The following is a 24,495-nucleotide window of genomic DNA, read 5'->3' as shown; positions in this document are numbered from 1 at the left end:
ACCACGCGGTTGCGCCGGGGGCGAACCGGTCCGCGTCGCCGCTCCTCGGCTCCGCCCCGACGCCGCATCCCGCGTACCGTGGTGGCATGAGTGACCTGCCCTTCGGGTTCGGCCCGCAGGACCCCGACGACCGAGGCCGCAAGCCAGGGGACCAGGGGGACGCGAACCCCTTCGACTTCAACCAGCTCGGCGCGATGCTGAGCCAGCTCGGCGCGATGTTCAGCAACGCGAACTCGTCGTCCGGGCCGGTCAACTACGACCTGGCGAAGCAGATCGCCCTCCAGCAGCTGGCCGGCAAGCCGGGCACCGCCCTCGGCTTCGGCCCCGACCAGGGGACCGCGGTGGCCGACGCCGTGCACCTGGCCGAGATGTGGCTCGACCCGGTGACGGCGCTGCCCGCGGGGGTGCGCACCACGCAGAGCTGGAGCGCGCGCGAGTGGGTGGAGCGCACGCTGCCGACGTGGCAGCGGCTGTGCGACCCGGTGGCGCGGCGCGTGTCCGGCGCGTGGGTCGACGCGATGCCCGCCGAGGCCAAGGAGGCCGCCGGCCCGCTGCTGTCGATGCTCGGCCAGATGGGCGGCATGGCGTTCGGCTCGCAGCTCGGCGGCGCGCTGGCGCAGCTCGGTTCCGAGGTGCTGACCTCGACCGAGGTGGGCCTGCCGCTGGGGCCGGAGGGCACGGCGGCGCTGCTGCCCGCCAACATCGAGAAGTTCACCGAGGGCCTGGAGCGCCCGGCCAGCGAGGTGCTGGTGTTCCTCGCCGCCCGCGAGGCCGCCCACCAGCGGCTGTTCAGCCACGTGCCGTGGCTGCGGCAGCGGCTGCTGGACCTGGTGGAGGAGTTCGCGCAGGGCATCGCGGTGGACACCTCGGCGCTGGAGCAGCTGGCGGGCCAGGTGGACCCGTCGAACCCGGCGAGCATCGAGGAAGCGATGAAGTCCGGGATGCTCGAACCCCAGACCACGCCCGAGCAGAAGGCCGCGCTGACCCGCCTGGAGACGCTGTTGGCCCTGGTCGAGGGCTGGGTCGACGTCGTGGTGAACGAGGCCGTCGGCGAGCGCCTGCCCGGCGCGGAGGCGCTGCGCGAGACGCTGCGGCGGCGCCGGGCGTCCGGCGGTCCGGCGGAGCAGACGTTCGCCACCCTGGTCGGCTTGGAGCTGCGGCCCCGCCGGCACCGCTCGGCGGCGGCGCTGTGGAAGCTGCTCGGCGACCAGCACGGCATCGAGCAGCGCGAGAGCGTGTGGGAGCACCCCGACCTGGTGCCCTCGGCGGAGGACCTCGACGACCCGATGGAGTTCGCGGAGCGGTTCGGGACCACCCGCAAGGCGCTGGAGGACCCGATGGCGGAGCTGGAGCGCACGCTGCGCGACAAGTCCGACGGCGGCGCTCCCGATGACGGCGCCGCCGGCGCGGGCCCCTCCGACGAGGACGGCCCCTCGGGCGGCGACGCCAAGTAGCGCCCGGGTGCGCGGCGCCGTCGTCGCCGCGCACCGGTCCCGCTAGTCCTCCTCGGTGATGCCCAGGCCCGCGGCCGCCGAGATGCCCTCCAGGTACCCGATGGCGCGCTCCGCCCTCGGGTACCTGTGCACGAGCTGCCAGAAGTCCTTCCCGTGACCGGGCACCCGCAGGTGCGCCAACTCGTGCACCAGCACGTAGTCGAGCACCCACGAGGGCACCTCGCGCAGGCGCTCGCTGATCCGGATCGTCCCCTCGCTGGGCGTGCACGACGCCCACCTCGTGCGCATCGGCGGCACCCACCGCACGCTGCTCGGGCGCACGCCGTCCAGGTGGCGGTCGGCGAGCTCCTCGCACCGCTGGAGCAGGGCGGCGTCGGACGTGCGCGTCGGCGACCGGCGTCGGGTCTCGCTGCGCTGGAGGCGGCTCAGCATCTCCGCCACCCAGTGCTTCTCCTCGGTCTTCGTCATGCGGGCCGGCAGCAGGACGACGACGGTGTCCCCTTCGCGGTACGCGCTCACCATGCGACGGCGCCGGGCGCTGCGCCGCACCTCCACCTGCGGTTCGGGCATGGCATTCACGGTAAGGCCCCGGACCGACAATCCGCGGCGGCCAAGCGGCGGTGTGTGGGGCAACGGACGATCAGGTTCCACCGAAAGGCGGCTGGACACGATCGACGCGGCGTGCAGCGGGACGGACTCCCCGCAGGTAGCGTGCTGGTCAGCCCCGAGTGTGGCGCAGATCGCCCCGCACTCTCGAAGCAAGGAGGAAGCCGTGGCCGAGACCTACAACGGCTACTGCGTCAAGTGCCGTGAGAAGCGCGATTTCACGGGCGAGGTGCACGAGAGCAACAACCGCAGGATGGCCAAGGGCAAGTGCCCGGTCTGCGGGACCACGGTGACCCGGATTCTCGGCAAGGCGAAGGTCTGACGTCCTGCGGGTGGCCGGGCCGCGCGCCCGGCCACCTGTCAAGGGCCCCGGTGCCGCCTGTGGACGGATCGCGGACCTGTGGACGGGCATTTCGCGATTCCGGGCGGCGGGGCCACGCTGCCGGTGTGGATCTCCCGAACCGACCCAGGGTCCTGCCCGGCCTGCCGCTGCTGCGCCGCCGGAACGACGTGGTGCAGATCGGCACCGACCCCCGGCACGCCGTGCTGGTCGAGGACGTGCCCGCGCCCATGGCGTCCGTCCTGCTCGACCTCACCGGCCGGCACACCCTCTCCGAGCTGCGCGAACAGCTCGCGCCCCACGGCACGCAGGCCGCCGAGCTGGCGGGCGTGCTGCACGGGCTGGCGCAGGCCGGCCTGGTCGAGGAGTCGGTGCCCGCGCCGCACGCCCGGCTGACCGCCGAGGTGTCGTCGTGGGCGCTGCGGACCCGTCGCCCCGCGCCCGGGCTACCCGCCGAGCGTGCCGACCGGGCCGTCGTCGTGCACGGCGAGGGGCGGCTCGCGGTGACCGTCGCGACCCTCCTCGCCGCCGCCGGCGTGGGACACGTTCGGGTGGTCGCGCGGGGCCGCGTCGGACCGGAGGACACCGGATCGGGTTATACCGACGACGACGTGGGCAGGCCGCGCTCCGCCGCCGCGGCGGCGGCCGTGGAGCGGGCGTGCGGCGGTGTCCGGCCGGCGCCCCGGCACGTCGACCTCGTCGTGCTGGCGGACGTGCTGGTGCCCGCGCCGGAACTGCTCATCGGCCTGCTGGCCTCGCGCACGCCGCACCTGGCCGTGCGCGTCCGCGAGGGCCTCGGCGTCGTCGGGCCGCTCGTCGTGCCCGGTCGCAGCAGCTGCCTGAGGTGCGCGGACAGGCACGCCGCCGACGAGGACCCCGAGTGGCCGGTGCTGGCCGCGCAGCTCGTCGACCGCGTCCAGCACGCCGACGCGGCCACGGTGACCGCCACGGCGGGCTTCGCCGTCGGCCAGGCGCTGCTGGCGCTCGACCGCGGCGCCGAGATGCGCACCCGGCCGCCGACCTGGGACGCGGTCGTGGAGGTCGACGCGTTCGCCGGGGCGGTGGAGCACCGGATAGCGCCGGTGCACCCGCGCTGCGAGTGCCGTTCCGCGACGTGACGGGCCCTCAGGGAGGGCTGTGTAGGTTTTCGGTGGGTAACGCGATCCAGCGCGACCACGAGGATCGGCGGGGGGAGAATTCCCGGGTGACTGAAATCCCGCGCAAGGCCGTGCAGCGCACCGCCAAGCTGGCCAGCCTCCCGCTCGGGGTGGCGGGCCGGGTGGTGGGCGGCTGGGGCAAGCGCTTGGCAGGCCGCAGCTCCGAGGAGGTCAACGCCGAGGTGTCGGCGAAGACCGCCGAGCAGGTGTTCGCGGTGCTCGGGCAGCTCAAGGGCGGCGCGATGAAGTTCGGCCAGGCCCTGAGCGTGTTCGAGGCGGCGGTGCCGGAGGAGCTGGCCGAGCCGTACCGCGAGGCGCTGACCAAGCTCCAGACCGCGGCGCCGCCGATGCCGACGCGCACCGTGCACCGCGTGCTGGCCGAGCAGCTCGGCACGGGCTGGGCCAAGCGGTTCGCGTCGTTCGACGACACGCCCGCAGCGTCCGCGAGCATCGGCCAGGTGCACCGCGCGGTGTGGCACGACGGGCGCGACGTGGCCGTGAAGGTGCAGTACCCCGGTGCGGACGAGGCCCTGGAGTCGGACCTGAAGCAGCTGCTGCGGTTCAGCAGGCTGATGCAGGCGATCATGCCCGGCGCCGAGGTGAAGCCGCTGCTGGAGGAGCTGCGCGACCGGTACCTGGAGGAGTTGGACTACCGGACCGAGGCGGCCAGCCAGCGGGTGTTCGCCAAGGCGTTCGCCGGCGACGACCACGTGCTCGTGCCGCGCGTGGTGGCCAGCTCGCCGAAGGTCATGGTCACCGAGTGGACCGAGGGCACCCCCCTGGCGAAGATCATCCGCGACGGTTCGCGGGAGGAGCGCGACCTGTCCGGTCAGCTGCTCTCGGAGTTCCACTTCTCCGCGCCGAGCCGGTCGGGGTTGCTGCACGCCGACCCGCACCCCGGCAACTTCATGCTGGGCGCGGACGGCCGGCTGCGCGTCCTGGACTTCGGCGCGGTGGCCCGCCTGCCCGACGGCCTGCCCAGGCCCCTGGGGCTGATGACCAGGTTGGCGCTGGAGGGCCGTTCGGCGGACCTGGAGGAGCTGCTGCGCACCGAGCACTTCATCCGCCCGGGCACCGAGCTGCACGCCGAGGACGTGCTGAACTACCTGGCGCCGTTCGTCGAGCCGCTGCGCACCGAGACGTTCCACTTCACGCGCCGGTGGTTGCAGCAGCAGGCGGAGCGGGTGGGCGACCTCCGCAGCCCTGATTCGCAAACGGGAAGGTCCCTCAACCTCCCGCCCCAGTACCTACTTGTCCACAGGGTGACGCTGGGTGCCACGGGCATCCTCTGCCAGCTCGACGCGAACGTGCAGGCCAAAGCCATTGTGTCCCGGTGGCAGCCGGGCTTCGCGGACTGAGTTGTCCACAGCTTTCCGAGTTGTCCACAACCAAGCCGCACTCCCTGGCACAGCGCTCCGGTGTCCGCCACCGTTGCCCCATGGACATCACCCCGACCACGGACATCACCCGCACCGCGGACGTCGCCAGGACCGCCGACCTGAAAGCCGCCGGCGTCCCCGGCCACGTCATCGAGCTCAAGTGCCGCCCCGGCGGCCCGTGGCAGCGCATCCTGCCGGGCGTGCTGCTGCTCGGCGCCCAGCCGCCCACCCGCGCCCAACGCCTCCGGGCCGCCGTGGCCTACGCGGGTCCGGGCGCGGTGATCACCGGAGCTGACGCCCTGGCCGCCCAGGGCCTGCCCACCCGGCCACCGCGCCACGTCCACCTGCTGCAACCGGCGAGCCGCCGCCGGCAGGGCACGCCCCGGGTGGTGCTGGAACGCACCAGCCGGCCACCGGGCGTGGTCGTGCGCGACGGCCTGCCGTTCAGCGAGCCGACCAGGGCGGTCCTGGACTCGGTGCGGCACGAACCCCACCCGCTGAGACGTCACCACGTCCTGGCCGGGGCGGTGCGCGCGGGCCTGTGCACGATCGAGGACCTGACGGCGGAGCTGGAGGCGGGCAGCACACGCGGCACGGCGGCCACCAGGTCTGCCCTGAGGCTCCTGGCCGCCACCCTCCGCTGACCGGCTGTCGGCCGGCCCCCGGCCGGAGCACCGGTCGACCCGAGCCCGCCTGCCGGATTCCGGCCTGCCGGATTCCACCGATCGTGTCCCGCCCGGCGGGACACCCGAACCCCCAGGAGGTCCGCAGCCCCCACACCACCTCGTCCCGAGCGGTGCCGCCGTCTCATCCCCAGTGGTCGGCCGGGAGCTTCCCCTCGATGTCCCGCACGTGCTCTCGCGCGCAGACGTGGCACAGCCACTGGTCGACGCCGCGTTCCCGCTGTCGCACCCAGGCCAGCAGCTGGGCGGCGTCGGCGACCGAGTTCCGGGTCCGACCGCACCGGGCGCACGCGCCACCGGCGTCGGTCATGCCCTGCGCCCGAGGTGGACGGTGTTGGCCAGGAGCAGGAAGACGTCGTCGCGCGCCCCCAGGTAGGCGGGGTCGTCCGGGTCCAGGAGCTGCCGGACGGTGCGCCGGTCCGCGGGGTGCAGCAGGTCGCCGGCGATCTCCGCGAACCAGCGGAGCCGGTCGACGGCCCAGTCCCGGACCGCCTGCCCGGCGGGCGCGGGGTGGTCGACGAGGTAGCTGAAAGCCGTCACGTCGAGCAGCCCGAGGTCGGCGAGCACGGTGTTCCAGCCACCGGACATCCGCACGGAGCCGTGGGTGTCCTCGCGCATCCGCACGAACCACTGGGCGCGCGCGGCGGCCAGTCGTTCCTGCAAGCCGGGCTCCCCCACCCCCAGGTCCCACGGGAGGAACTTGCCCTCGAGCCCGCCCTCGGCGAGCGCCAACCACCCACCCGGCGCCACCGCCTCCACCAACCCGGCCACAGCGGACCGCTGGTCCGGCAGGTGGTGCACCACGTTCGACGCCCACACCAGCTGAGCGGGTCCGGCGAGGTCGACGGGCCGTTCGGCGGCCAGGTCGGCCAGCACCGGCCGGACCCGGACGGGCGCGCTGGTCGTGTCACCGCCGTAGGCGGCGGCCGAGCGTGCCGCGCTCGTCGCCGCGTCCAGCAGCTCCGGCGTGGCGTCGACCAGCACGATCGTCCCCCCGCCGCGGGCGACCAGTGCTTCGGTGAACGCCACCGCCATCCCCCCGGCACCGCACCCGACGTCGAGGACGGTCGGGTTGTCGGGCAGGGCGCGGACGAGCCGGCGTGCGACGACGCGGTGGGCCTCCGCGTCCAGCTCGTCGGCCTGCCGCAGCATCGTCAGGCGGGACGACCAGTCGATCCGGTCGGGGGTTCGGCCCGGGTGGTGGTGAGCCGGGTGGTGGTGAGAGTGAGCAGCCACACGACGCACCGTACCGACGACGGGACGATCCCTCCCCCCGAAACGGCGAGGCCCGCCCTCCCCGTGTCGGACGGGAAGGGCGGGCCCGGTCGTGCATCAGAGGGCGCGGGCCTTCAGTCGGGCCCTGCGCTCGGCCCAACCGGCCAGCCGACGCCACCTGCGGGCGACGACGAGGCGGTGGGCCAGCCGATGCTGTCGCGCGTATATCTCCGCGTCGTGCATTCGGGATCTGGCCAGGTTTTCTTCGAGCAACATGGGGTTCCCCCTGGGGTTCAGTTCCATGAGCACGGCTTCGTCGCTGGTGGTTCGGTACGTGGTCACGCGGCGGCCTCCTGGTCGGTAGCCCCCCGGACAACGGTCGCGGCGGGCGCCGCGGGAACAACGGGTGCTGCGTCCTTGCGCGGGCGCCCACGGGGACGCTTGCGCGCGATCACGGTTCCGCGCTCGAAGATCTCGCCGCCCCAGACCCCCCAGGGCTCGTGCCGGGCGAGCGCACCCGCGAGGCACTCGGCGATGACCGGGCACGTGGCGCAGAACTTCTTGGCCTCCTCCAACTCCGCCGGTGCGTCGGCGAACCACAGGTCGGGGTTGTTGGTGCGGCAGGGGAGCTCCAGGCCGGCGTCCGGCGCGGTGTCGATCAGGGTCGCGACACCAGCTCCGATCAGGTCGGACTCGGTGGACAGCGTCCCGGCTATCGGGACGGTCACGGTCAACATCAGGTGGACTCCTGTCAGGGTCTTGCGTGGGGTAAGTGGGTCGTGCAGGGAAAACGGGGTGAAAAAACACGAAGGCCGCGGACCTGGTTACGGGTCCGCGGCCTTCGTGGGTTCAGTGGCCTGACTACTGGTGTGTCAGGTACTTCGCCCTTGCGCGGACGGCGCAACGATCGGAGTCGGGACAACGGTCGGGGCGTACGGCGCCGGGACCTGGATCAGCTGAACTCGCGCACCCCACGTGTGGGTGTGGCGATCGCGGGCAGACCTCTCCCCCGCGACGTGAGCCGTGCCGGACACCATGAGAGCCCCGGTCATCAGGTAACCGGGCTTCTCGAAGCACTCGAGAGTGTTCACAGCCGGTCACCTCCTAGGGCGGTCTCGTGTCGGGTACAGCTCTTGATTCCCCAGCGGGCGCTTCGCGCCCGGCCTCAGCAGGTTATGACCCCGCGCACGGCGGGTGCAACCGGTTTTTCCAAATACCTGTCGATCGTGTGAAGTTTCCGTGTTTGCCCTGTACAGACGGCCGGTGCTCGATCAAGTCGAGGACCGGGCCGCCCGCCGGCGGGCAACCTCGACAACCCCCGCCGGCACCCCGCCGACCGCACCTGCAAGGCGGTCGGCGGCACGCCGGCACAGCGCCCGCGCGCGGGTCCGGGGACACCGCGCGGCAGGGCCGCGGGAGCTTTATAGCGACCCCGGTCACGCGCGCGCCACCGGATTAACGGCCGGCGCGGACCGCCGACACGGGCCACCGGGGCGGGGTCGGTGGCGCGGGTCAGTGGTTGCTGCCGCGGACCAGGGTCAGGACGTCGTCGCCGTAGCGGTCGAGCTTGGAGGCGCCGATGCCGGTGATGGCGACCAGCCCGGCGACGTCCTCGGGGCGCTGCTCCGCGATGGCCACCAGGGTCGCGTCGGTGAACACGACGTACGCGGGCACCTTCAGCTCGCGCGCCCGGTCCGCGCGCCACGCGCGCAGGCGCGTCAACAGCTCCTCGTCCACGTCCGAGGGGCACGAGGTGCACCGGCTCAGCTTGACCGACCGCGCGTCCACCAGTGCCGAGGCGCAGACCCGGCACTGGGGCTTGGGCTTGCGCTGGAGCGGTTCGCGCTGGAACGGGGCGCGCTGGGCGGCCCCCGCGACACGCGAAGCGGGGTGGTCGTCGGGGACGAGGCCGTAGAGGAAGCGGCTGCGCCGGCGGTAGCGCCGCCCGCCGCCCGCGCGCGCCAGCGCCCACGACAGCCACAGGTGCTCACGGGCACGCGTGACGCCCACGTAGAGCAGCCGACGCTCCTCCTCGATCGCGGCCTCGTCGCCGTCGGCGTGCTGGATGGGGACGGTGCCCTCGACGAGGCCGACGAGGAACACGGCGTCCCACTCCAGGCCCTTCGCCGCGTGCAGCGACGCGAGCGTCACGCCCTCCACGGTCGGCGGGTGCTGGGCCTCGGCGCGCATCTCCAGCTCGGCGACGAACTTCGGCAGGTCGGCGCCCTCGACCGAGCCCGCCAGCTCCTCGGCCAGCTCGACGAGCGCCAGCAGCGACTCCCACTTCTCCCGGGCCGAACCGCCGGCGGGCGGGTCGTCGGTCAGGCCGATGCCGGCCAGCACCTCGCGCACGACCTTGGGCAGCTCGCCGGACGGTTCGTGCCCCGCGGCCTGGCGCAGGGCGACCATCGCCTGCCGCACCTCGGCGCGCTGGAAGAACCGCTCGCCGCCGCGCACCTGGTAGGGCACGCCGACCTCGGCCAGCGCCTGCTCGAAGACCTCCGACTGGGCGTTCACCCGGTAGAGGACGGCGACCTCGCTGGCCGGCACGCCGTCGTCGAGCAGCTCCTTGGTGCGCCGGGCGACGGCGGCGGCTTCCAGCGTCTCGTCGTCGAACTCGGTGAACGACGGCCGCGGCCCGTCCGGGCGCTGCCCGATCAGCTTCAGCCGCGAACCGGCGGGACGTCCGCGCGCCGAGCTGATGACCTGGTTGGCCAGCGTCACGACCTGCGGCGTGGACCGGTAGTCGCGTTCGAGCCGCACGACGGCCGCGTGGGGGAAGCGGCGCGGGAAGTTCAGCAGCGGCGCGGGCGAGGCGCCGGCGAAGGAGTAGATGGTCTGGTTGGCGTCGCCGACCACGGTCAGGTCGTCGCGCTGACCGAGCCACGCGTCGAGCACGCGCTGCTGGAGCGGCGTCACGTCCTGGTACTCGTCGACCACGAAGCACCGGTAGCGGTCGCGGAACTCCTCGGCGACCTCGCCGTGCTCCTCCAGCGCGGCGGCGGTGTGCAGCAGCAGGTCGTCGAAGTCGAGCAGCTGCGCCTGGTTCTTGAGCTGCTCGTAGGTGCGGTAGACCTGCACGACCAGCTCGGCGGCCACCGGGGTGTCGCGGCTGGTGCGGGCGGCGGCGGCCGGGTAGTCCTCGGGCGCGATGAGCGACGCCTTGGCCCACTCGACCTCGCCGGCGAGGTCGCGCAGCGAATCGGACTCGGTGGACACGCCGGCGCGGTTGGCGGCCTGGGCGATCAGGCGCAGCTTGTTGCGGTCGACGAGCTGCCACTGCTCGCCGCCGACGACCCGCGGCCAGAAGTAGCGGAGCTGGCGCAGCGACGCCGCGTGGAACGTGCGGGCCTGCGCGCCGTGCACGCCCAGCGCCCGCAGCCGGGTCCGCATCTCGCCCGCGGCACGCGCGGTGAACGTGACGGCGAGGACCTGACCCGCGGCGACGTGCCCCCGTTGGACCAGGTGGGCGATGCGGTGGGTGATCGTGCGGGTCTTGCCGGTGCCCGCGCCCGCGAGGACGCAGACCGGGCCGCGCGGGGCTTCCACGGCGGCGCGCTGTTCCGGGTCCAGTCCCTCCAGCAGCCGGTCCATGCGGTGCATCCTCGCAGAGCACAGCGCGTACTCCCGTCATGGGGCGACGCGCCGCGCCGTATCCTGGTGGGTATGGCTGGTAAGCAGGACAAGGCCGCCGCCAAGGCGGCCTCCAAGGAAGCGGCGAAGGCGCGGCGCGCGGCCTCGAAGCAGCGGCGCGGCCAGATCTTCGAGGCGTTCAAGATGCAGCGCCGCGAGGACAAGGCGCTCGTGCCGCTGATGCTGTTGTGCCTGCTGGGCGCGACGGCGGCGGCATTCCTGATCGGCCTCGTCTGGGACATGCAGTGGGTGCTGCTGCCCATGGGCATCGCGGTGGGCGCGCTGCTGGCGGTGATCGTGTTCGGCCGCCGGGTGCAGCGCAACGTCTACGCGAAGGCCGACGGCCAGCCGGGTGCGGCGGCGTGGGCACTGGACAACCTGCGCGGCAAGTGGCGGGTCACCCAGGCCGTGGCGGGCACGACCAGCGGCGACATGGTGCACCGGGTGCTGGGCCGGCCGGGTGTGATCCTGGTCGCCGAGGGCGCCCCGCACCGGGTCAAGGGCCTGCTCGCGCAGGAGAAGAAGAGGGTGGCGCGGGTCGTCGGCGACACCCCCATCTACGACCTCGTCGTCGGCTCGGAGGAGGGCCAGGTCTCGCTGCGCAAGCTCCAGGGCCACCTGATGAAGCTCCCGCGCAACATCTCGACCGCCCAGGTCGACACGATCGAGAACCGCCTGGCCGCGCTGGCCAGCCGGAGCGCGGCACTGCCCAAGGGCCCGCTGCCGCAGGGCGCCAAGATGCGCAACGTGCAGCGCGCCATGCGCCGTCGCTGACCGCGCGGAACCACGTTCACGCACCTCAGGCCCGGTCCGTCGACCGGGCCTGAGGTGTTTTCGGCGCCTTGGGGTGTTCGGCTCCGGGCGTTCCGGTGGCTAGCGGACGCGGACGACGACCGTGCCCGCGGCCTTGTCGTGCAGGCACCTGCCGTCCGCGTCCCACACGACGGCCGGGATGATCGGGAAGATGAGCAGCGTCCGCAGCGCCGCGCGGGGCAGGCCCACGGCCCCGGCGCCGTCCAGTCGGGCGACGCGGAGGCCGAACAGCGCGTGACCGGGGGTGAAGCCGAAGAACCCGACCGCGACGATGGTGATCGTGAACCAGGCCAGCAGGCTCCAGTTCTTGGGCAGCTCGGGCTGGGTGAACACCGCCGCCACGCCCCCGGACAGCACGAAGTCCAGCAGGATGGCGAAGGCGCGGCGCCCGGTGGAGGCGACCGAACCCGGTCCCGACCGCGGCAGGCCGAGGCGTTCGCCCTTCCACCGCTGGCCGGTGCCGTCACCGGAGTCGGCGCCCGGCTCCAGCGCCGCGCGGGGTCCTGACAGCCACGAACCGGTCCACCTGCTCACCCCACCAGAGTAAGCCCGTGCTCAGCCGGTGAGGACCGACGGTCGGGTTGCCCCGCACGGGCCGCCCGTTAACACTGGCGAAACACCAGGGTGACTGCCGGGCAACACCGCGGTCTTAGTTTCGCCACGATGGCACGGCCGCAGCACGCAGCGGCGCAGAACCACGCCCCCACCGCAGCAGAGGAGTCGACGAGGGTGTTCAAGAATCCCGACGAGGTCCTGAAGTACATCTCCGACGAGGGCGTGAAGTTCGTCGACGTCCGGTTCAGCGACCTGCCCGGCGTGATGCAGCACTTCACGCTCCCGGCCTCGGCGTTCGACGCCGACGCGATCGCCGAGGGCCTGGCGTTCGACGGCTCGTCGGTGCGCGGCTTCCAGTCGATCCACGAGTCGGACATGCTGCTGCTGCCCGACCTGTACACGGCGCGCCTCGACCCGTTCCGGATCGAGAAGACGCTGATCGTCAACTTCTTCGTGCACGACCCGTTCACGCGTGAGGCGTACAGCCGCGACCCGCGCAACATCGCGCGCAAGGCCGAGCAGTACATCACCGAGTCGGGCATCGCGGACACCGCGTACTTCGGCGCCGAGGCCGAGTTCTACATCTTCGACTCGATCCGCTTCGACACCACCGCGAACGCCTCCTTCCACGAGATCGACGCGATCTCCGGCGCCTGGAACACCGGCCGCGAGGAAGAGGGCGGCAACCGCGGCTACAAGGTCAAGTACAAGGGCGGCTACTTCCCGGTCACGCCGACCGACCACTACGCCGACCTGCGCGACAAGATGGTCCTCAACATGGAGGCCCAGGGCTTCACCGTCGAGCGCGCGCACCACGAGGTGGGCACCGGCGGCCAGGCCGAGATCAACTACAAGTTCAACACGCTGCTGCACGCCGCGGACGACCTGATGCTGTTCAAGTACATCATCAAGAACACCGCCTGGCAGGCCGGCAGGACCGTCACGTTCATGCCGAAGCCGCTGTTCGGCGACAACGGCTCGGGCATGCACACCCACCAGTCGCTGTGGAAGGACGGCCAGCCGCTGTTCCACGACGAGTCCGGCTACGCGGGCCTGTCCGACACGGCGCGCCACTACATCGGCGGCATCCTGCACCACGCCCCGTCGCTGCTGGCCTTCACCAACCCGACGGTGAACTCGTACCACCGCCTGGTGCCCGGCTACGAGGCCCCGGTCAGCCTGGTCTACAGCCAGCGCAACCGCTCGGCGTGCGTGCGCATCCCGATCACCGGCAACAACCCGAAGGCCAAGCGCATCGAGTTCCGCTGCCCCGACTCGTCGGGCAACCCGTACCTGGCCTTCTCGGCCATGGTCATGGCGGGCCTCGACGGCGTGAAGAACAAGATGGAGCCGCCGGCCCCGATCGACAAGGACCTCTACGAGCTGCCGCCCGAGGAGGCCCGCGACGTCAAGCAGGTCCCGGCGTCCCTCGACGCGGTCCTGGACAGCCTCGAAGCGGACCACGACTTCCTGCTGGAGGGCGGCGTCTTCACGCCGGACGTGATCGACACCTGGATCACGTTCAAGCGCGAGGAGGAGATCAACCCCCTGCGCCTGCGCCCGAACCCGTACGAGTTCGCCCTGTACTACGACGTGTGACCGACGCCGCGCGAGCGGTTGAGCGTCGCGGAGGCCCGGTCCCCTCGGGGGCCGGGCCTCCGGCTCGCCGGAGTGGAGGACGCCTACCGCGAGCGCAGCAGCCTGGTGGAGTGGAAGTCGACCCAGTCGTCGATCTCTCGGCGCGGTTCAGGGCTCTTCGCCAACTCGGCCTCGTGTTCCGGCCAGTGTGAACGAACCTCCTCGACCGCGTGCATGGCGACGTCGGCCAGATTCGTCCGGATTTCCGGAAGACGGCGTTGCAGGTGATTCTGCGACGCCGCGAAGCTCGCTCTGTTCACGTTGGCGAACCGCTTGCTGCCGGCGAACTTCGGTCCGAGGTCCTCTGATTCACCGATCGGGACGTACGGAGCCGTGGACACCGAGTCGTACACCGGCGACAGCACGGGCATCTTCTTGTTGCGGTAGATCAGGGACCAGTTCTTCAAGTGGGCGTCCCCGTTGCCGACGACCACGCAGAAGGCGAGCCTCCGAACCACCTCCACCAAGCGGGCCTCGTCCCGCCCCCGGTAGGCCGGCGCGGCGCAGCTCGTCACGGTGCACCGAATCTGATCTCGGGCACGTCGATGCCGACGGCGCGCGCCAGGGACATCATGGTGAACTCGTTGACGGGAACGTCCGCGTGCCGGTAGTCGGGGAACGTGACGAGCCAGTCACCGAACTCACCCGCAGCGGGAACGGCCGTCTTCGGCTTCCGCGGGATCGACCCATTCCCACTCGTCGCCGGACTGCTCGATCATCCGCACCTGAACGGCACCCGGCAAGTCGTGCCCGACCTGTGCCGGCGGTTCCGTCTCGCGGTCCAGTGATCGCCCGTGCTCGCACAGCGTGGCCAGGGCATCTCCGGGAGAGCGCATCGATATCGAATGGCGGCCCTGCCTCGTCCCGGCCCCAGGACGACACGACCCCGTGATCCGGATGATCGCTACCGGGGGACGGGGATGCCCGGCACGGTCACGGAGCCGCCGGTCGGGGCGAGTTGACCGACGATGCCCGCGAAGGTCAGCGAGAACGCGCCCGCCGCACCCGGCACCTTCCGGTCCAGGTCCAGGTACCCGTTGACGCTGCTGTTCTTCGCCACCGTCCCCGGCCACTTGCTGGTCGACAGGGACGCTCCGTAGTCGCGCCCGGTGTCGTCGACCGCCGCGACGGAGGCCACCGGCAGGTCCATCTTCGCGGTGCTGGCGTTGACGGCCGTCACGAACACCCGGAGCGCACCGCCCCGGTTCTCCACCTTGGTGACCTCCACGGTGAGCAGGCCGCGCGCCTGCTGCCAGGAGCCCTCGGCGCTCCTGTCCTCCACGCCGGCGGCGGGGGCCTCCGGCGACGGGGAGGACTCGGCGGCGCCCACCGCGCCGTCCAGGCCCGCCGTGTCGTCGGTCGTGGCGGGGCGGGTGGTGGACGGCGCCGCGTCGGAGGTGGTCTGGCGCAGCGTCACGCTCAGCGCGCCCACGCCGATGGTGCCGGCGGTGACCGCCTGGACCGCGCCCAGGAGCACCAGCACGCCGAGCACGACCGCGCCGACCTTCAGGGCGGTGTTGTTCTTCCTGCGGTGGTGGCTTCCGTCGACCATGACGTCCTTCGTCCGGGCGCACGCGTGCGAAACATGAATCTTCCCGTAAAACGACGTCAGTGTTGACATGCGGAACACGAATAGTCAATGGTGAGCGCCCCCTGATCGACGGTCGGTGACGCGCCGGCAACGCGCCGTCCACGCCGGGGGGACACGCCGTCCACCGCGGGGCCGCCGTGCCGCGCCCGACCCGGGCGGTTAGGGTCGCGCCGTGTCTGATGACGTCGCAACCACCGCGCAGGTGCTCTCCACCAACATCTTCGACTCCGCCTCCGAGGCCATCGAGGCGATCGCCGCCGCCGACGTGCTCGGCCTGGGCGTCAAGGTGTCCAACCGGCTCGTCCAGGACGAGGACGACGCCGATTCGCTCGCCGAGGAGTGGGTGGTGGAGCTGCTCACCTCGATCCCGACCGGGGACGAGGACTGATCGACTGACCGGAGGGCCCCTCACCCGAGGGGCCCTTCCCTCACACCACCAGCACGACCTTGCCCCGCACGTGCCTGCCCTCCAGCAGCCGGTGCGCGTCGGCGGCCCGGTCCAGCGGGAACGCCTGCTGCACCGACACCTCCAGCTCACCCGCCCCGGCACGGGCGGCCAGCCACTCCAGATCCGCCCGCACGGGCTTGGCGTAGGCGTACCGCCCGCCCAGCTGCAACACGTTCGTGTCGACGATCGACACGATCCGGGAGTTGTCCCGCACCAACGCGGTCGAGTCGTGCAGCGCCGTGCCGCCGACGCAGTCGAACGCCACGTCGACCAGGCCGTCGCCGCCGACCAGCTCCGCCACGTTGTCCACCAGCGCGTCCCCGTACGCCACCGGCTCCGCGCCGAGCGACCGCAGGAAGTCGTGGTTGCGGGGCGACGCCGTGCCGATCACCCGCGACGCGCCCAGCAGCCGCGCCACCTGCACGGCCAGGTGCCCGACCCCGCCGGCGGCGGCGTGCACGAGCACCGCGTCGCCCTCGCCGACACCGACCTTGCGCAACGACTGGAGCGCGGTCAGGCCGGTCAGCGCGAGGCCGCCCGCCTGCTCCCACGACAGCGACGGCGGCTTGTGCGCCAAGCCCCGCTCGGTGGCCGCGACCAGCTCCGCGTACGTGCCGTGCTGCACGTGGTCCTTGCGCTGGTAGCCGAACACCTCGTCACCGACGGCGAACCCGTCGACGGCGGGCCCGACGGCGCGCACCACGCCGGCCACGTCCCAGCCCGGCACCAGCGGGAAGTGGTGGGGCACCGACGCCGCCACGTACCCGGCCCGCACCAGCAGGTCCACCGGGTTCACCCCCGCCGCGCGCACCTCGACCAGCACCTGGTCCAGGGCGATGGGAGGGTCGGGCAGGTCCCGGAGGACCAGCACGTCGGCGTCTCCGAACTCGTTCTGCGCGATCGCCTTCACGCACCCCAGTGTTCAGACCTCCGGCGGAGCGCACCACTCGAGAGCCGCGGGAGCGCTCAGGAGCCGTAGAAGACGCGCTCGACCACGGCCCGCGCCCGCCGCGTCGTGCGCCGGTACGAGTCGAGGAACTCGCCCGGGTCGTCCGGGTGCCCCATGGCGCACGCCACGGCCGCCAGGTCGCGCCCGGCGGTGGGCAGCTGGTCGCCGGGCTTGCCGCGGACCAGCACGACCGCGTTGCGCGCCCTGGTGGCGGTCGTCCACGACTCCATCAGCGCCGAGGCCTCGTCGGCCGGGATCAACCCCGCCTCGGTGGCCGCCTTCACACCGCGCACGGTCGAGGGCGTGCGCAGCGCGGGCACCTCGTGGGCGTGCTGGAGCTGGAGCAGCTGCACGGTCCACTCCACGTCCGCCAGGCCACCGCGGCCGAGCTTGGTGTGCGTGGACGGGTCGGCGCCGCGCGGCAGCCGCTCCGCCTCCACGCGGGCCTTGATGCGCCGGATCTCCCGCACGGCCGCCGCGTCCAGCCCTCCCGCCGGGTACCGCACCGGGTTCACCAGGTCGATGAACCGCCCGCCCAGCTCCGCGTCGCCCGCGATGAACCGGGCCCGCAGCAGCGCCTGCGCCTCCCACAGCTCCGACCACTGCGCGTAGTAGGCCCGGTAGGAGTCCAGCGTGCGCACCAGCGGCCCCTGCCTGCCCTCGGGCCGCAGGTCGGCGTCCACCTGCAACGCCGGGTCCTGGCTGGGCGCGGCCAGCAGCCGCCGCACCTGCTCCACCACCGTCGACGCGTACTTCGCCGCCGCCGAGTCGGCCACGCCGGCCGCCGGCTCGCACACGAACAGCACGTCCGCGTCCGACGAGTAGCCCAGCTCGCGCCCGCCCAGGCGCCCCATGCCGATGACGGCGATCGACGCGACCCGCTCACCGGACGACCGCACCACCGCGTCCAGCGCGGCCTGGAGCACCGCCACCCACACCTCGGACAGCGACACGCACACCGTGCGCAGCGGCACGAGGCCCAGCAGGTCCGCCGACGCCACCCGCAGCAGCTCCTGGCGGCGCAGCGACCGGGCCGCGGTCACCGCCCGCTCCAGGTCGCTGTACCGGGACACGGTGCTGCGCAGCGGGTTGCCGATGGTCATCGGGTCGCGGCCGACGAGCGCGTCGGTGTCGGCCAGCAGCCGCAGCACCTCGGGCGCCCGCACGAGCAGGTCGGGCACGAACTTCGACGTGCCCAGCAGCGCCGCGAGCCGGTCGACGACGGTGCCCTCGTCGCGCAGCAGCCGCAGGTACCAGGGGGTTTCGGCGAGCGCCTCGGACACCCTGCGGTACGCCAGCAGCCCGCCGTCCGGGTCGGGCGTGGTGGCCAGCAGGTCCAGCAGCACGGGCAGCAGCGCGCCCTGGATGCGCGCCCGCCGCGACACGCCCCTGGTCAACGCCTCGATGTGCTTGAGCGCGCCGTCCGGCGCGGCGTAGCCGAGCGCCGCCAACCGGGCGGCGGCCTGCGCGGTGGTCAGCCGCAGCGCCTCGGTCGGCACGTTCGCCACGGCCTGCAACAACGGCCGGTAGAACAGCTTCTCGTGCAGCCTGCGCACCTGGTTGGCGCGCTTGCGGAACTCGGCCAGCAGCACCTGGTCCGCCGACATGCCGCCCTCGGCGTGCAGCCCGGCGGCACGCGCCAGCCAGCGCAGCGCCGCGGTGTCGTCGTCGGCCGGGAACAGGTGGGTGCGCAGCATCTTCTGCAGCTGCAACCGGTGCTCCAGGGTGCGCAGGAACCGGTAGGCGCGGCCGAAGTCCGCCGCGTCCGCGCGCCCCACGTACCCGCCGCGCCCCAGCACCTCCAGCGCCGCCGTGGTCGACGGGATGCGCAGCTCCTCGTCGGCGCGGCCGTGCACCAGCTGGAGCAGCTGCACGGCGAACTCGACGTCCCGCAGCCCGCCGCGGCCCAGCTTCAGCTCCCGGTCTGCCAACCCCAGCGGCACGTGCTCCTCGACGCGGCGGCGCATCGCCTGCACGTCGGGCACGAAGTCCTCGCGCTCGGCCGCGTTCCACACCAGCGGGCGAACGACCTCCAGGTACCGGCGCCCCAGCTCCTCGTCACCGGCGACCGGCCGGGCCTTGAGCAGCGCCTGGAACTCCCACGTCCGCGCCCACCGCCGGTAGTACGAGGCGTGCCCGTCGAGCGTGCGCACGAGCGCGCCGGCCTTGCCCTCGGGCCGCAGCGCCGCGTCCACCTCGAAGCACGCCTGCCCCGCGACCTGCATCACCGTGCCGGCCAGCCGGGTCGCCACGCCGAGGTCGCCCTCACCGACGAACACCACGTCCACGTCGCTGACGTAGTTCAGCTCCCGCGCGCCGCACTTGCCCATCGCGATCACGGCCAGCGCGCAGTCCGACGAACGCGGCACCTCCCGGTCCGCCACGTCCAGCGCGGCCCGCAGCGCGGCCACCGCCAGGTCCGACAGCAGCGCCGCCACGTCGTCGTAGGCGACGTAGCGCTCGTCGGGCTCCACGACGTGCGCCAGGTCCTCCGAGGCGATCCGGCACAGCAGCGCCCGGTACTCCAGCCGCAGCGCCCGCACCGCGTCCGCCCCGGTCAGCCCGTCGACCGCACCGACCAGGACGGGGGCGAACACCCCGGCGTCCACCGGCTCGGGGTCCGCCAGGCCGCGCCACCGGTCCGGGTTGGCGACCAGGAAGTCGGCCAGCGCCGTGGACGAGCCCAGCACCGCCAGCAGCCGGCCGCGCAGCACGGCGCCGTCCCGCAGCGCGCCGTCGAGCTCCGGCCACCCGTCGCCCAGCGCCACCCGCAACCGGTCCACCCCGCGCAGCGCCAGGTCCGGGTCGGGGCTGCGGGACAGGGCGAACAGGATCGCCTCGGCGCCGTCGGTGGGCCGGCGGTCCTCCCACCAGCCGGCGGCGCGCAGTTCCTCGGCGCTGCGCGTCCCGGTCAGGCCGAACCGCGCGGGGGACGTGGGGGTGCGGGCAGGATCGGTCATCGACGAACACCGTAGTCCGCCGAGTCCCCCCGCGAAGCCCTCAGCCGGCCACGATCAAGTAGATCCCGAACAACACCACGGTCACGCACGCCAGCAGGCAGGCCACCGCGCCGGACGTGGGCAGCGCCGCGGACCCGCCGCCCTCCCGCGCCGTCTCCCGCGCCGACCAGGCCCGGAGCCCCAGCGAGAACAGCACGACCAGCCCCAGCACCACCGCCAGGCTCACGCCGAACACGGCGCCGAGCGCCGCCCAGTCGATCTTCACACCGCCACCTCGCGCGTCTCGGCCTGCGCCGCGATCTCGTCCACGACGTGCTCCGGCCGCACCGGCTCCCGCCGCGACATCAGCCAGATGCCCAGCGCCACCGCCACGCCCACCACCGCGACCGCCACCACGCCCGCCGTGCCCGTCGAGGCGACCTTGCCCGCCACCGCGCCCACGATGCCCGCGGCGGGCAGCGTCAGCACCCACGCCGCCGCCATCCGCCCGGCGACGTTCCACCGCACCCCGTCGCGCTGCCGCCCCAGGCCGGAGCCCATGATGCCGCCCGACGCGACGTGCGTGGTGGACAGCGCGAAGCCCAGGTGCGACGACGCCATGATCACGGTCGCCGCGCTGGTCTGCGCCGCGAAGCCCTGCGGTGCCTCGATCGTGGTCAGCCCCTTGCCCAGGGTGTGCGTGATGCGCCACCCGCCCAGGTAGGTGCCCAGCGCGATCGCGATGGCCGCGCTGAGGATCACCCACATGGGCGGTTCCGCGCCGGGCGCGAGGGTGCCCGCCGTGATCAGGGTGAGCGTGATGATGCCCATGGTCTTCTGCGCGTCGTTCGTGCCGTGCGCGAGGGACATCAGCGCGGCCGAGGCGATCTGCCCGGCCTTGAAGCCCTTCTCGCTCACCGCGCGCCGCGTGCCCCGGCTGAGCCGGTAGGTCAGGTAGGTCGCCAGCAGCGCCACGATCCCCGCGACCAGCGGCGCGGCGATCGCCGGGGCGACGACCTTGTCCACGACCTTCGCGAAGTGCACGGCGTCCGCGCCCGACGCGATCCACGTGGCGCCGATGAGCCCGCCGAACAGGGCGTGCGACGAACTGGACGGCAACCCGACGTACCAGGTCACGAGGTTCCAGACGATCGCGCCGACGAGTCCGCCGAACACGATCGCGGGCGTGATCCGCGCGTCGTCGACGATCCCCCCGGAGATGGTCTTGGCGACCTCGACCGACAGCAACGCCCCCACCAGGTTCAGCACCGCGGAGAACGCGACGGCCGTGCGCGGCCGCAGCGCCCCGGTGGCGATGGAGGTCGCCATCGAGTTCGCGGTGTCGTGGAAGCCGTTGGTGAAGTCGAAGGCCAATGCCGTGATGACCACGATGATGACGAGGAGCGAGGCATCCACGCTGATTCCTCCGGCTGAACCGACACAGTCGTGGATGAACGCTACCTGTCGTGCAGGTGAACTCTCACATCATCGGAGGTTCGTCACACCAGCGGGAGGTTCCGTTGGATCGTCAGCTCTCCGCCCGCCAGACGCACGAATCGTTCGGCGAAGGGCTGCCACACCTCACGGATGTCCTCGTGCGCGGCAGTGAGCCGTTCCCGATCCGCCAACTGCGGCAGCGCGGTGAGACCACCTGGGTGCCCTTCCGCCCATTTCAAGACGTCCTCCGGTGCCGTCTCGATATGGAACTGGACGCCGTAGGCGTTGTCCCCCACCCGGAACGCCTGGTTCACGCACACCGGCGAGGACGCCAGCAGCGTCGCCGTCGGCGGCAGGGACGACACCTCGTCGAGGTGGAACTGGAGCACGTCCGGCGTCCACGGCAGGTCCGCGAACAACGGGTCCTGCCCCGCGACGTCCCGCTTCGCCACCAGCCGCACCCCGATCTCGGGCCGCTCCGCGCGCCGCACCTGCCCGCCGGTCGCCACGGCCAGCAGCTGCGCGCCCAGGCAGATCGCCAGCACCGGCACCCGCTTCGACACCGCGTGCGACAGCAGCCGCCGCACGTCGGCCAGCCACGGGTGCTCGGCGTCGTCCAGGGCGCCCATCGCGCCGCCCAGGCACACCACGCCCCGGTAGCCGTCCAGGGTGTCGGGCACCGGCCGCTCGGCCGGGTCGAGCACGTCCAGCACCGCCCCGGCGGCGGTCAGCCACTCGCCGAGGCGGGCCGGCGGGTCGTCGCGGTCGGGTTGCAGCACGAGCAGTCGCGTCACGCCGCCGAGGGTAGATCAGGGCGCGGACGGGTCAGCAGGCGCAGGCGACCCCGGACGGGCCCGTGCCCCCTGCCTGGTCGCCCCCTGCCTGGTCGCCCCCTGCCAGGTCGCCCCCTGCCAGGTCGCCCCCTGCCAGGTCGCCCTCCACCGAGTCGCCTTCCACCGGGTACCCGGCCGCCTGCCAGGCCACGATGCCACCGGAGAGCCGCTTCACCCGGAACCCCAGTTCGCTGAGCCGCAACGCGCCCTTGGTGGCGGCGTTGCACGCCGAGCTCTCGCAGTAGCAGACGTAGACCAGGTCGCGGTCCCAGCCGGCGGTGGTGGTCCCGTCGACCTCCCAGTGCGGCAGGTTGAGCGCGCCGGGGATGCGCGACCGCTCGAACGCCGCGCGACCGCGGGTCTCCACGAGCCGGAAACCGGCGGTCGCACCCGCCTCCAGGTCGCGGACGACGTCGTCCGGGTCGGCCTCGAAGGCGAGCTGGGCGGCGAAGAAGGCAGCGGCCGCGGCCGGGTCGGCAGCGGGGAAGCGGAGCGTGTTCGTCATGGGGAAATCGTCGCCCCGCCGAGCCCGCCGGCCCAGGCGGAAGTCCAGGCGTTCACACCTTCCCGCCTACGATTCCACGGTGGAACTGGACGACCTGGACTGGAAGTTGTTGGACCTGCTCCAGCGGGACGGTCGGATGACGTTCACCGAGCTGGCCAAGCGGGTCTCCCTGTCCGCACCCGCGACGACCGAGCGCGTGCGGCGGCTGGAGCAGGCGGGCGTCGTCACCGGGTACGTGGCCGTGGTCGACCCGCGGCGCCTCGGCCTGCCGATCGAGGCCATCGTGCGGGTGCGGGTCCGCAGCCTCGACACGCCCCGCTTCCGCGAGCGCGTGGTGACCGCGCCGCAGGTGCGCGACGCCGACCACGTGACCGGCGACGACTGCTGGCTGCTGCGCGTGCTCTGCCGGTCGATGGCGGAACTGGAGGAGTTCGTCGAGGTGGCGCAGCGCTACGGCGACACCACCACGTCCCTGGTGTTCTCCTCGCACGCCCGGAACCGACCCGTGACCCGCGACGTCCTCGATGGCATCGTGTCCCGATGACGTCGATGGACGACATGGGGGACGTCGTGGAGGAGAACCCGCAAGACGGCCCGTTAGCCGGCGACGAGGGCCGGAAGGGCCGACGCCGCCCTCTGGGGGCGCTGATCGGCGTGGTCCGTTTCACGTGGGCGGCCGCCGTCGTCTGCGCCGGTCTCGCCGTGGTCTCCGCCATCTCGGTGGCATCCGCCGCGAGCGTGTGCTTCACCTCGGACCTCGGCACCCACGTGCTGACCTCGGTCGAACAGGGCCGGGCCCACCTGGGTGCGCAATCGCTGAGGATCTGCGTCGACGACCCGACCACCTGGGAACGGGTGCTCGTCGCCGTCGAGCGCGGACTGCCGGTGACCGGCTACGCCGCCCTGCTGTACCTGCTGCTCAGGCTCCTGGAGCGCACCGCCCGCGACGGCCTCCGCACCGCCGCCACCGCGGACCGCGTCCGCCGGCTCGGCTGGGCCACCCTCGTCGTGCCGCTGCTCACCACCCTGACGAAGGCCGTCGTCCGGATCGAGGTGGTGAAGCCCGTCGTCCCCGAACTGTCCGACCACTACGGCTCCCTGCCGATGGTGTGGGACGTGCCGTGGTGGGCCGTCGTCGCCGGGGCCGGGCTCCTCGCCCTGGCCCGGATCACGCGGACCGGCGCCGAGGTGCGCCGCGACCTGGAGGGGACCGTGTGAGCAGCCAGGCGCATCCGGACCGGCTCCTGGCGGAACACGGGCGCGCCGGGGGCCGTCCCCGTCAGGAAGTGGTCGGGGTGAACACGAACTCGGCCGCGTCGACGACCGGGCGGAACCCGATGCGCTGGTAGATCGAGTTCGACGTCGGGTTCGCCAGGTCCGTGAACAGCACGACGTGCTGCGCGCCGCGTTCCCGCGCCCACGCCGCGCAGGCCGCCGTGACCGCCGCACCGTAGCCGTGCCCGCGGTGCTCCGGCGGCGTGTAGACCGGGCCGATGCGGGACATGCCCGACGCCGGTGCGTTCGCCCCCGCCCACGACACCGGCGTGTCGTCGTGGAACCAGACCAGGTACCCGGCGCCGGCCGCCAGGCTCGCCCGCAGGATGCGCGCCGACTCCTCCTGGGCCTCCGAGCCGGGCACCACTCCCATGGCCTCGACCGCGAAGTCCGTGCGCCACCGCGTCAACAGCTCGACGTCGTCCTCCGACGCCAACCGCGCCTGTCCCGGCACCTCCGGGACCACCAGGTCGCCCAGCTGGTACAGCCGCTGGGCCATGTGCTCCTGCGCACCCTGGCCCGTGCGCGCCGACCAGGCCACGACGAACGCCTCCACCGCGTCCCTCGGACCGTTCACGCCCGGCAGTTCCACGTCGCCGGCCAACGCGTCCGCCACCGTCTCCGCCCATCGGGCCGGCACACCGCTCAGCGTCAACGGCCACGGCGGTGTGCGCAGGGCCGCGGCCACCAGCACGCCGTCGTCGTGGACCGTCATCAGCAGCGGCGGCTCGTCGTCCGGGTCGGGGTGGTCCAACCTGCGCGCCACGGCGGCGATCGGAACGGTGTGCAACACCGGGTCCGTGTTGAAGAACTCGCCGGTGAGTCCCCAGAACTCCGCCAGATCGTCGTGCTTCGTCACCTCGGCCACGGGCGCGACGGTAACGCAAAAAGCCCTCAGGGGCACTCGGATATCCGAGTGCCCCTGAGGGAAGAATGTTCGGCGGCGTCCTACTCTCCCACACCCTCACGAGTGCAGTACCATCGGCGCTGGAAGGCTTAACTACCGGGTTCGGAATGGGACCGGGTGTTCCCCAACCGCAATGAC

At 72.9% G+C, this 24,495-nt stretch carries 25 protein-coding genes and 1 rRNA gene; 10 read left to right on the top strand and 16 right to left on the bottom strand.

The genetic code is table 11. The features are described from left to right. The first annotated feature begins 86 nt into the window (after positions 1 to 86). A complete protein-coding gene (locus tag CKY47_RS25645) occupies positions 87 to 1,454 on the top strand; it encodes a zinc-dependent metalloprotease (RefSeq protein ID WP_306748729.1) in 1,368 nt (455 codons plus the stop codon). Between the two features lie 42 nt (positions 1,455 to 1,496). On the opposite strand, the gene CKY47_RS25640 is transcribed toward CKY47_RS25645, so the two are convergent. Further along, positions 1,497 to 2,024 (bottom strand): M48 metallopeptidase family protein, encoded by a 528-nt coding sequence (locus CKY47_RS25640; protein ID WP_306748728.1) that lies wholly within the window; start codon positions 2,022 to 2,024, stop codon positions 1,497 to 1,499. Positions 2,025 to 2,226: 202 nt separating this feature from the next. Between CKY47_RS25640 and CKY47_RS25635 the strand changes: the two genes are divergently transcribed. The 4 genes from CKY47_RS25635 to CKY47_RS25620 all read left to right on the top strand — a co-directional run bounded on the left by CKY47_RS25635 (position 2,227) and on the right by CKY47_RS25620 (position 5,580). Next, positions 2,227 to 2,382 carry a DUF5679 domain-containing protein gene (locus tag CKY47_RS25635; RefSeq protein WP_015098458.1) on the top strand — a complete coding sequence of 52 codons (156 nt, stop codon included), beginning with the start codon at positions 2,227 to 2,229 and terminating at the stop codon, positions 2,380 to 2,382. A 125-nt stretch (positions 2,383 to 2,507) separates the two neighbouring features. Continuing rightward, on the top strand, positions 2,508 to 3,518 hold the full coding sequence (locus CKY47_RS25630) for a ThiF family adenylyltransferase (RefSeq protein ID WP_306748727.1): 1,011 nt from the start codon (positions 2,508 to 2,510) through the stop codon (positions 3,516 to 3,518). A gap of 86 nt (positions 3,519 to 3,604) precedes the next feature. Continuing rightward, a complete protein-coding gene (locus CKY47_RS25625; RefSeq protein WP_306748725.1) occupies positions 3,605 to 4,915 on the top strand; it encodes an ABC1 kinase family protein in 1,311 nt (436 codons plus the stop codon). Between the two features lie 80 nt (positions 4,916 to 4,995). Then, positions 4,996 to 5,580, top strand: coding sequence for a hypothetical protein (locus CKY47_RS25620; RefSeq protein WP_306748723.1), 585 nt, complete (start codon positions 4,996 to 4,998; stop codon positions 5,578 to 5,580). 163 nt (positions 5,581 to 5,743) lie between these two features. Here CKY47_RS25620 and CKY47_RS25615 read toward each other — a convergent pair whose 3' ends face one another. From CKY47_RS25615 to CKY47_RS25600, 4 genes are all read right to left on the bottom strand, one after another. Beyond that, positions 5,744 to 5,929 (bottom strand): hypothetical protein, encoded by a 186-nt coding sequence (locus tag CKY47_RS25615; protein WP_306748722.1) that lies wholly within the window; start codon positions 5,927 to 5,929, stop codon positions 5,744 to 5,746. Next, the gene (locus tag CKY47_RS25610; protein WP_306748721.1) at positions 5,926 to 6,855 is read right to left on the bottom strand and encodes a class I SAM-dependent methyltransferase; all 930 of its coding nucleotides are present in this window, start codon (positions 6,853 to 6,855) and stop codon (positions 5,926 to 5,928) included. Before CKY47_RS25610 ends, CKY47_RS25615 begins: the two co-directional genes overlap by 4 nt. 317 nt (positions 6,856 to 7,172) lie before the next feature. Beyond that, positions 7,173 to 7,571, bottom strand: coding sequence for a WhiB family transcriptional regulator (locus tag CKY47_RS25605; RefSeq protein ID WP_306748720.1), 399 nt, complete (start codon positions 7,569 to 7,571; stop codon positions 7,173 to 7,175). A gap of 775 nt (positions 7,572 to 8,346) precedes the next feature. Beyond that, positions 8,347 to 10,437 carry an ATP-dependent DNA helicase UvrD2 gene (locus tag CKY47_RS25600; protein ID WP_371320733.1) on the bottom strand — a complete coding sequence of 697 codons (2,091 nt, stop codon included), beginning with the start codon at positions 10,435 to 10,437 and terminating at the stop codon, positions 8,347 to 8,349. 63 nt (positions 10,438 to 10,500) lie between these two features. On the opposite strand from CKY47_RS25600, the gene CKY47_RS25595 reads away from it, so the two are divergent. After that, complete coding sequence (locus CKY47_RS25595) at positions 10,501 to 11,241, top strand: DUF4191 domain-containing protein (RefSeq protein ID WP_306748718.1); 741 nt, start codon at positions 10,501 to 10,503, stop codon at positions 11,239 to 11,241. 99 nt (positions 11,242 to 11,340) lie between these two features. On the opposite strand, the gene CKY47_RS25590 is transcribed toward CKY47_RS25595, so the two are convergent. Further along, a complete protein-coding gene (locus CKY47_RS25590; RefSeq protein ID WP_306748717.1) occupies positions 11,341 to 11,814 on the bottom strand; it encodes an RDD family protein in 474 nt (157 codons plus the stop codon). Between the two features lie 195 nt (positions 11,815 to 12,009). Here CKY47_RS25590 and glnA point away from each other — a divergent pair, with 195 nt between their 5' ends. Then, entirely contained in the window at positions 12,010 to 13,434 is a 1,425-nt protein-coding gene (gene glnA / locus CKY47_RS25585) for a type I glutamate--ammonia ligase (RefSeq protein ID WP_306748715.1), read from the top strand. 83 nt (positions 13,435 to 13,517) lie between these two features. On the opposite strand, the gene CKY47_RS25580 is transcribed toward glnA, so the two are convergent. Further along, the gene (locus CKY47_RS25580; RefSeq protein ID WP_306748714.1) at positions 13,518 to 13,988 is read right to left on the bottom strand and encodes a HipA domain-containing protein; all 471 of its coding nucleotides are present in this window, start codon (positions 13,986 to 13,988) and stop codon (positions 13,518 to 13,520) included. A gap of 389 nt (positions 13,989 to 14,377) precedes the next feature. After that, positions 14,378 to 15,025: a hypothetical protein gene (locus CKY47_RS25575; protein ID WP_306748713.1), complete on the bottom strand. Its 648-nt coding sequence runs from the start codon at positions 15,023 to 15,025 to the stop codon at positions 14,378 to 14,380. Positions 15,026 to 15,236: 211 nt separating this feature from the next. Here CKY47_RS25575 and CKY47_RS25570 point away from each other — a divergent pair, with 211 nt between their 5' ends. Next, the gene (locus CKY47_RS25570; protein ID WP_306748712.1) at positions 15,237 to 15,452 is read left to right on the top strand and encodes a hypothetical protein; all 216 of its coding nucleotides are present in this window, start codon (positions 15,237 to 15,239) and stop codon (positions 15,450 to 15,452) included. Between the two features lie 40 nt (positions 15,453 to 15,492). Here the strand turns inward: CKY47_RS25570 and CKY47_RS25565 are convergent, their stop codons facing one another. The 6 genes from CKY47_RS25565 to CKY47_RS25540 form a co-directional block, all read right to left on the bottom strand. After that, on the bottom strand, positions 15,493 to 16,422 hold the full coding sequence (locus tag CKY47_RS25565; protein ID WP_306748710.1) for an NADP-dependent oxidoreductase: 930 nt from the start codon (positions 16,420 to 16,422) through the stop codon (positions 15,493 to 15,495). Between the two features lie 56 nt (positions 16,423 to 16,478). Then, a complete protein-coding gene (locus CKY47_RS25560; protein WP_306748708.1) occupies positions 16,479 to 19,421 on the bottom strand; it encodes a bifunctional [glutamine synthetase] adenylyltransferase/[glutamine synthetase]-adenylyl-L-tyrosine phosphorylase in 2,943 nt (980 codons plus the stop codon). A gap of 40 nt (positions 19,422 to 19,461) precedes the next feature. Further along, positions 19,462 to 19,686, bottom strand: coding sequence for a hypothetical protein (locus CKY47_RS25555; protein ID WP_306748707.1), 225 nt, complete (start codon positions 19,684 to 19,686; stop codon positions 19,462 to 19,464). Beyond that, positions 19,683 to 20,816, bottom strand: coding sequence for an inorganic phosphate transporter (locus CKY47_RS25550; protein ID WP_306748706.1), 1,134 nt, complete (start codon positions 20,814 to 20,816; stop codon positions 19,683 to 19,685). The genes CKY47_RS25555 and CKY47_RS25550 overlap by 4 nt, the downstream gene beginning before the upstream one ends. An 83-nt stretch (positions 20,817 to 20,899) precedes the next feature. Continuing rightward, positions 20,900 to 21,631, bottom strand: a complete 732-nt coding sequence (locus CKY47_RS25545; protein WP_306748705.1) for a type 1 glutamine amidotransferase — start codon at positions 21,629 to 21,631, stop codon at positions 20,900 to 20,902. Positions 21,632 to 21,662: 31 nt separating this feature from the next. Then, positions 21,663 to 22,175, bottom strand: coding sequence for a rhodanese-like domain-containing protein (locus CKY47_RS25540; protein ID WP_306748704.1), 513 nt, complete (start codon positions 22,173 to 22,175; stop codon positions 21,663 to 21,665). 79 nt (positions 22,176 to 22,254) lie between these two features. Here CKY47_RS25540 and CKY47_RS25535 point away from each other — a divergent pair, with 79 nt between their 5' ends. Continuing rightward, the gene (locus CKY47_RS25535; protein WP_306748703.1) at positions 22,255 to 22,719 is read left to right on the top strand and encodes an Lrp/AsnC family transcriptional regulator; all 465 of its coding nucleotides are present in this window, start codon (positions 22,255 to 22,257) and stop codon (positions 22,717 to 22,719) included. Beyond that, positions 22,716 to 23,393, top strand: coding sequence for a DUF2975 domain-containing protein (locus CKY47_RS25530; RefSeq protein ID WP_306748702.1), 678 nt, complete (start codon positions 22,716 to 22,718; stop codon positions 23,391 to 23,393). The genes CKY47_RS25535 and CKY47_RS25530 overlap by 4 nt, the downstream gene beginning before the upstream one ends. Positions 23,394 to 23,454: 61 nt before the next feature. Here CKY47_RS25530 and CKY47_RS25525 read toward each other — a convergent pair whose 3' ends face one another. Together CKY47_RS25525 and rrf are read right to left on the bottom strand one after the other, a co-directional pair. Continuing rightward, on the bottom strand, positions 23,455 to 24,318 hold the full coding sequence (locus CKY47_RS25525) for a GNAT family N-acetyltransferase (protein WP_306748700.1): 864 nt from the start codon (positions 24,316 to 24,318) through the stop codon (positions 23,455 to 23,457). A 67-nt stretch (positions 24,319 to 24,385) separates the two neighbouring features. After that, positions 24,386 to 24,495 (bottom strand): 5S ribosomal RNA (gene rrf / locus CKY47_RS25520); the annotation flags it as partial.

The sequence above is a fragment of the Saccharothrix longispora genome, from assembly GCF_030852425.1.
GTDB lineage: Bacteria > Actinomycetota > Actinomycetes > Mycobacteriales > Pseudonocardiaceae > Actinosynnema > Actinosynnema longispora.
This window is presented reverse-complemented; position numbering and strand designations above follow the sequence as displayed.

Coding starts and splice junctions, on each gene's coding strand:
- CKY47_RS25645 (WP_306748729.1), top strand. CDS start 87: ATGAGTGACCTGCCCTTCGGGTTCGGCCCGCAGGACCCCGACGACCGA.
- CKY47_RS25640 (WP_306748728.1), bottom strand. CDS start 2,024: ATGCCCGAACCGCAGGTGGAGGTGCGGCGCAGCGCCCGGCGCCGTCGC.
- CKY47_RS25620 (WP_306748723.1), top strand. CDS start 4,996: ATGGACATCACCCCGACCACGGACATCACCCGCACCGCGGACGTCGCC.
- CKY47_RS25615 (WP_306748722.1), bottom strand. CDS start 5,929: ATGACCGACGCCGGTGGCGCGTGCGCCCGGTGCGGTCGGACCCGGAAC.
- CKY47_RS25605 (WP_306748720.1), bottom strand. CDS start 7,571: ATGTTGACCGTGACCGTCCCGATAGCCGGGACGCTGTCCACCGAGTCC.
- CKY47_RS25600 (WP_371320733.1), bottom strand. CDS start 10,437: ATGCACCGCATGGACCGGCTGCTGGAGGGACTGGACCCGGAACAGCGC.
- CKY47_RS25595 (WP_306748718.1), top strand. CDS start 10,501: ATGGCTGGTAAGCAGGACAAGGCCGCCGCCAAGGCGGCCTCCAAGGAA.
- CKY47_RS25575 (WP_306748713.1), bottom strand. CDS start 15,025: ATGGTCGACGGAAGCCACCACCGCAGGAAGAACAACACCGCCCTGAAG.
- CKY47_RS25560 (WP_306748708.1), bottom strand. CDS start 19,421: ATGACCGATCCTGCCCGCACCCCCACGTCCCCCGCGCGGTTCGGCCTG.
- CKY47_RS25540 (WP_306748704.1), bottom strand. CDS start 22,175: ATGACGAACACGCTCCGCTTCCCCGCTGCCGACCCGGCCGCGGCCGCT.
- CKY47_RS25530 (WP_306748702.1), top strand. CDS start 22,716: ATGACGTCGATGGACGACATGGGGGACGTCGTGGAGGAGAACCCGCAA.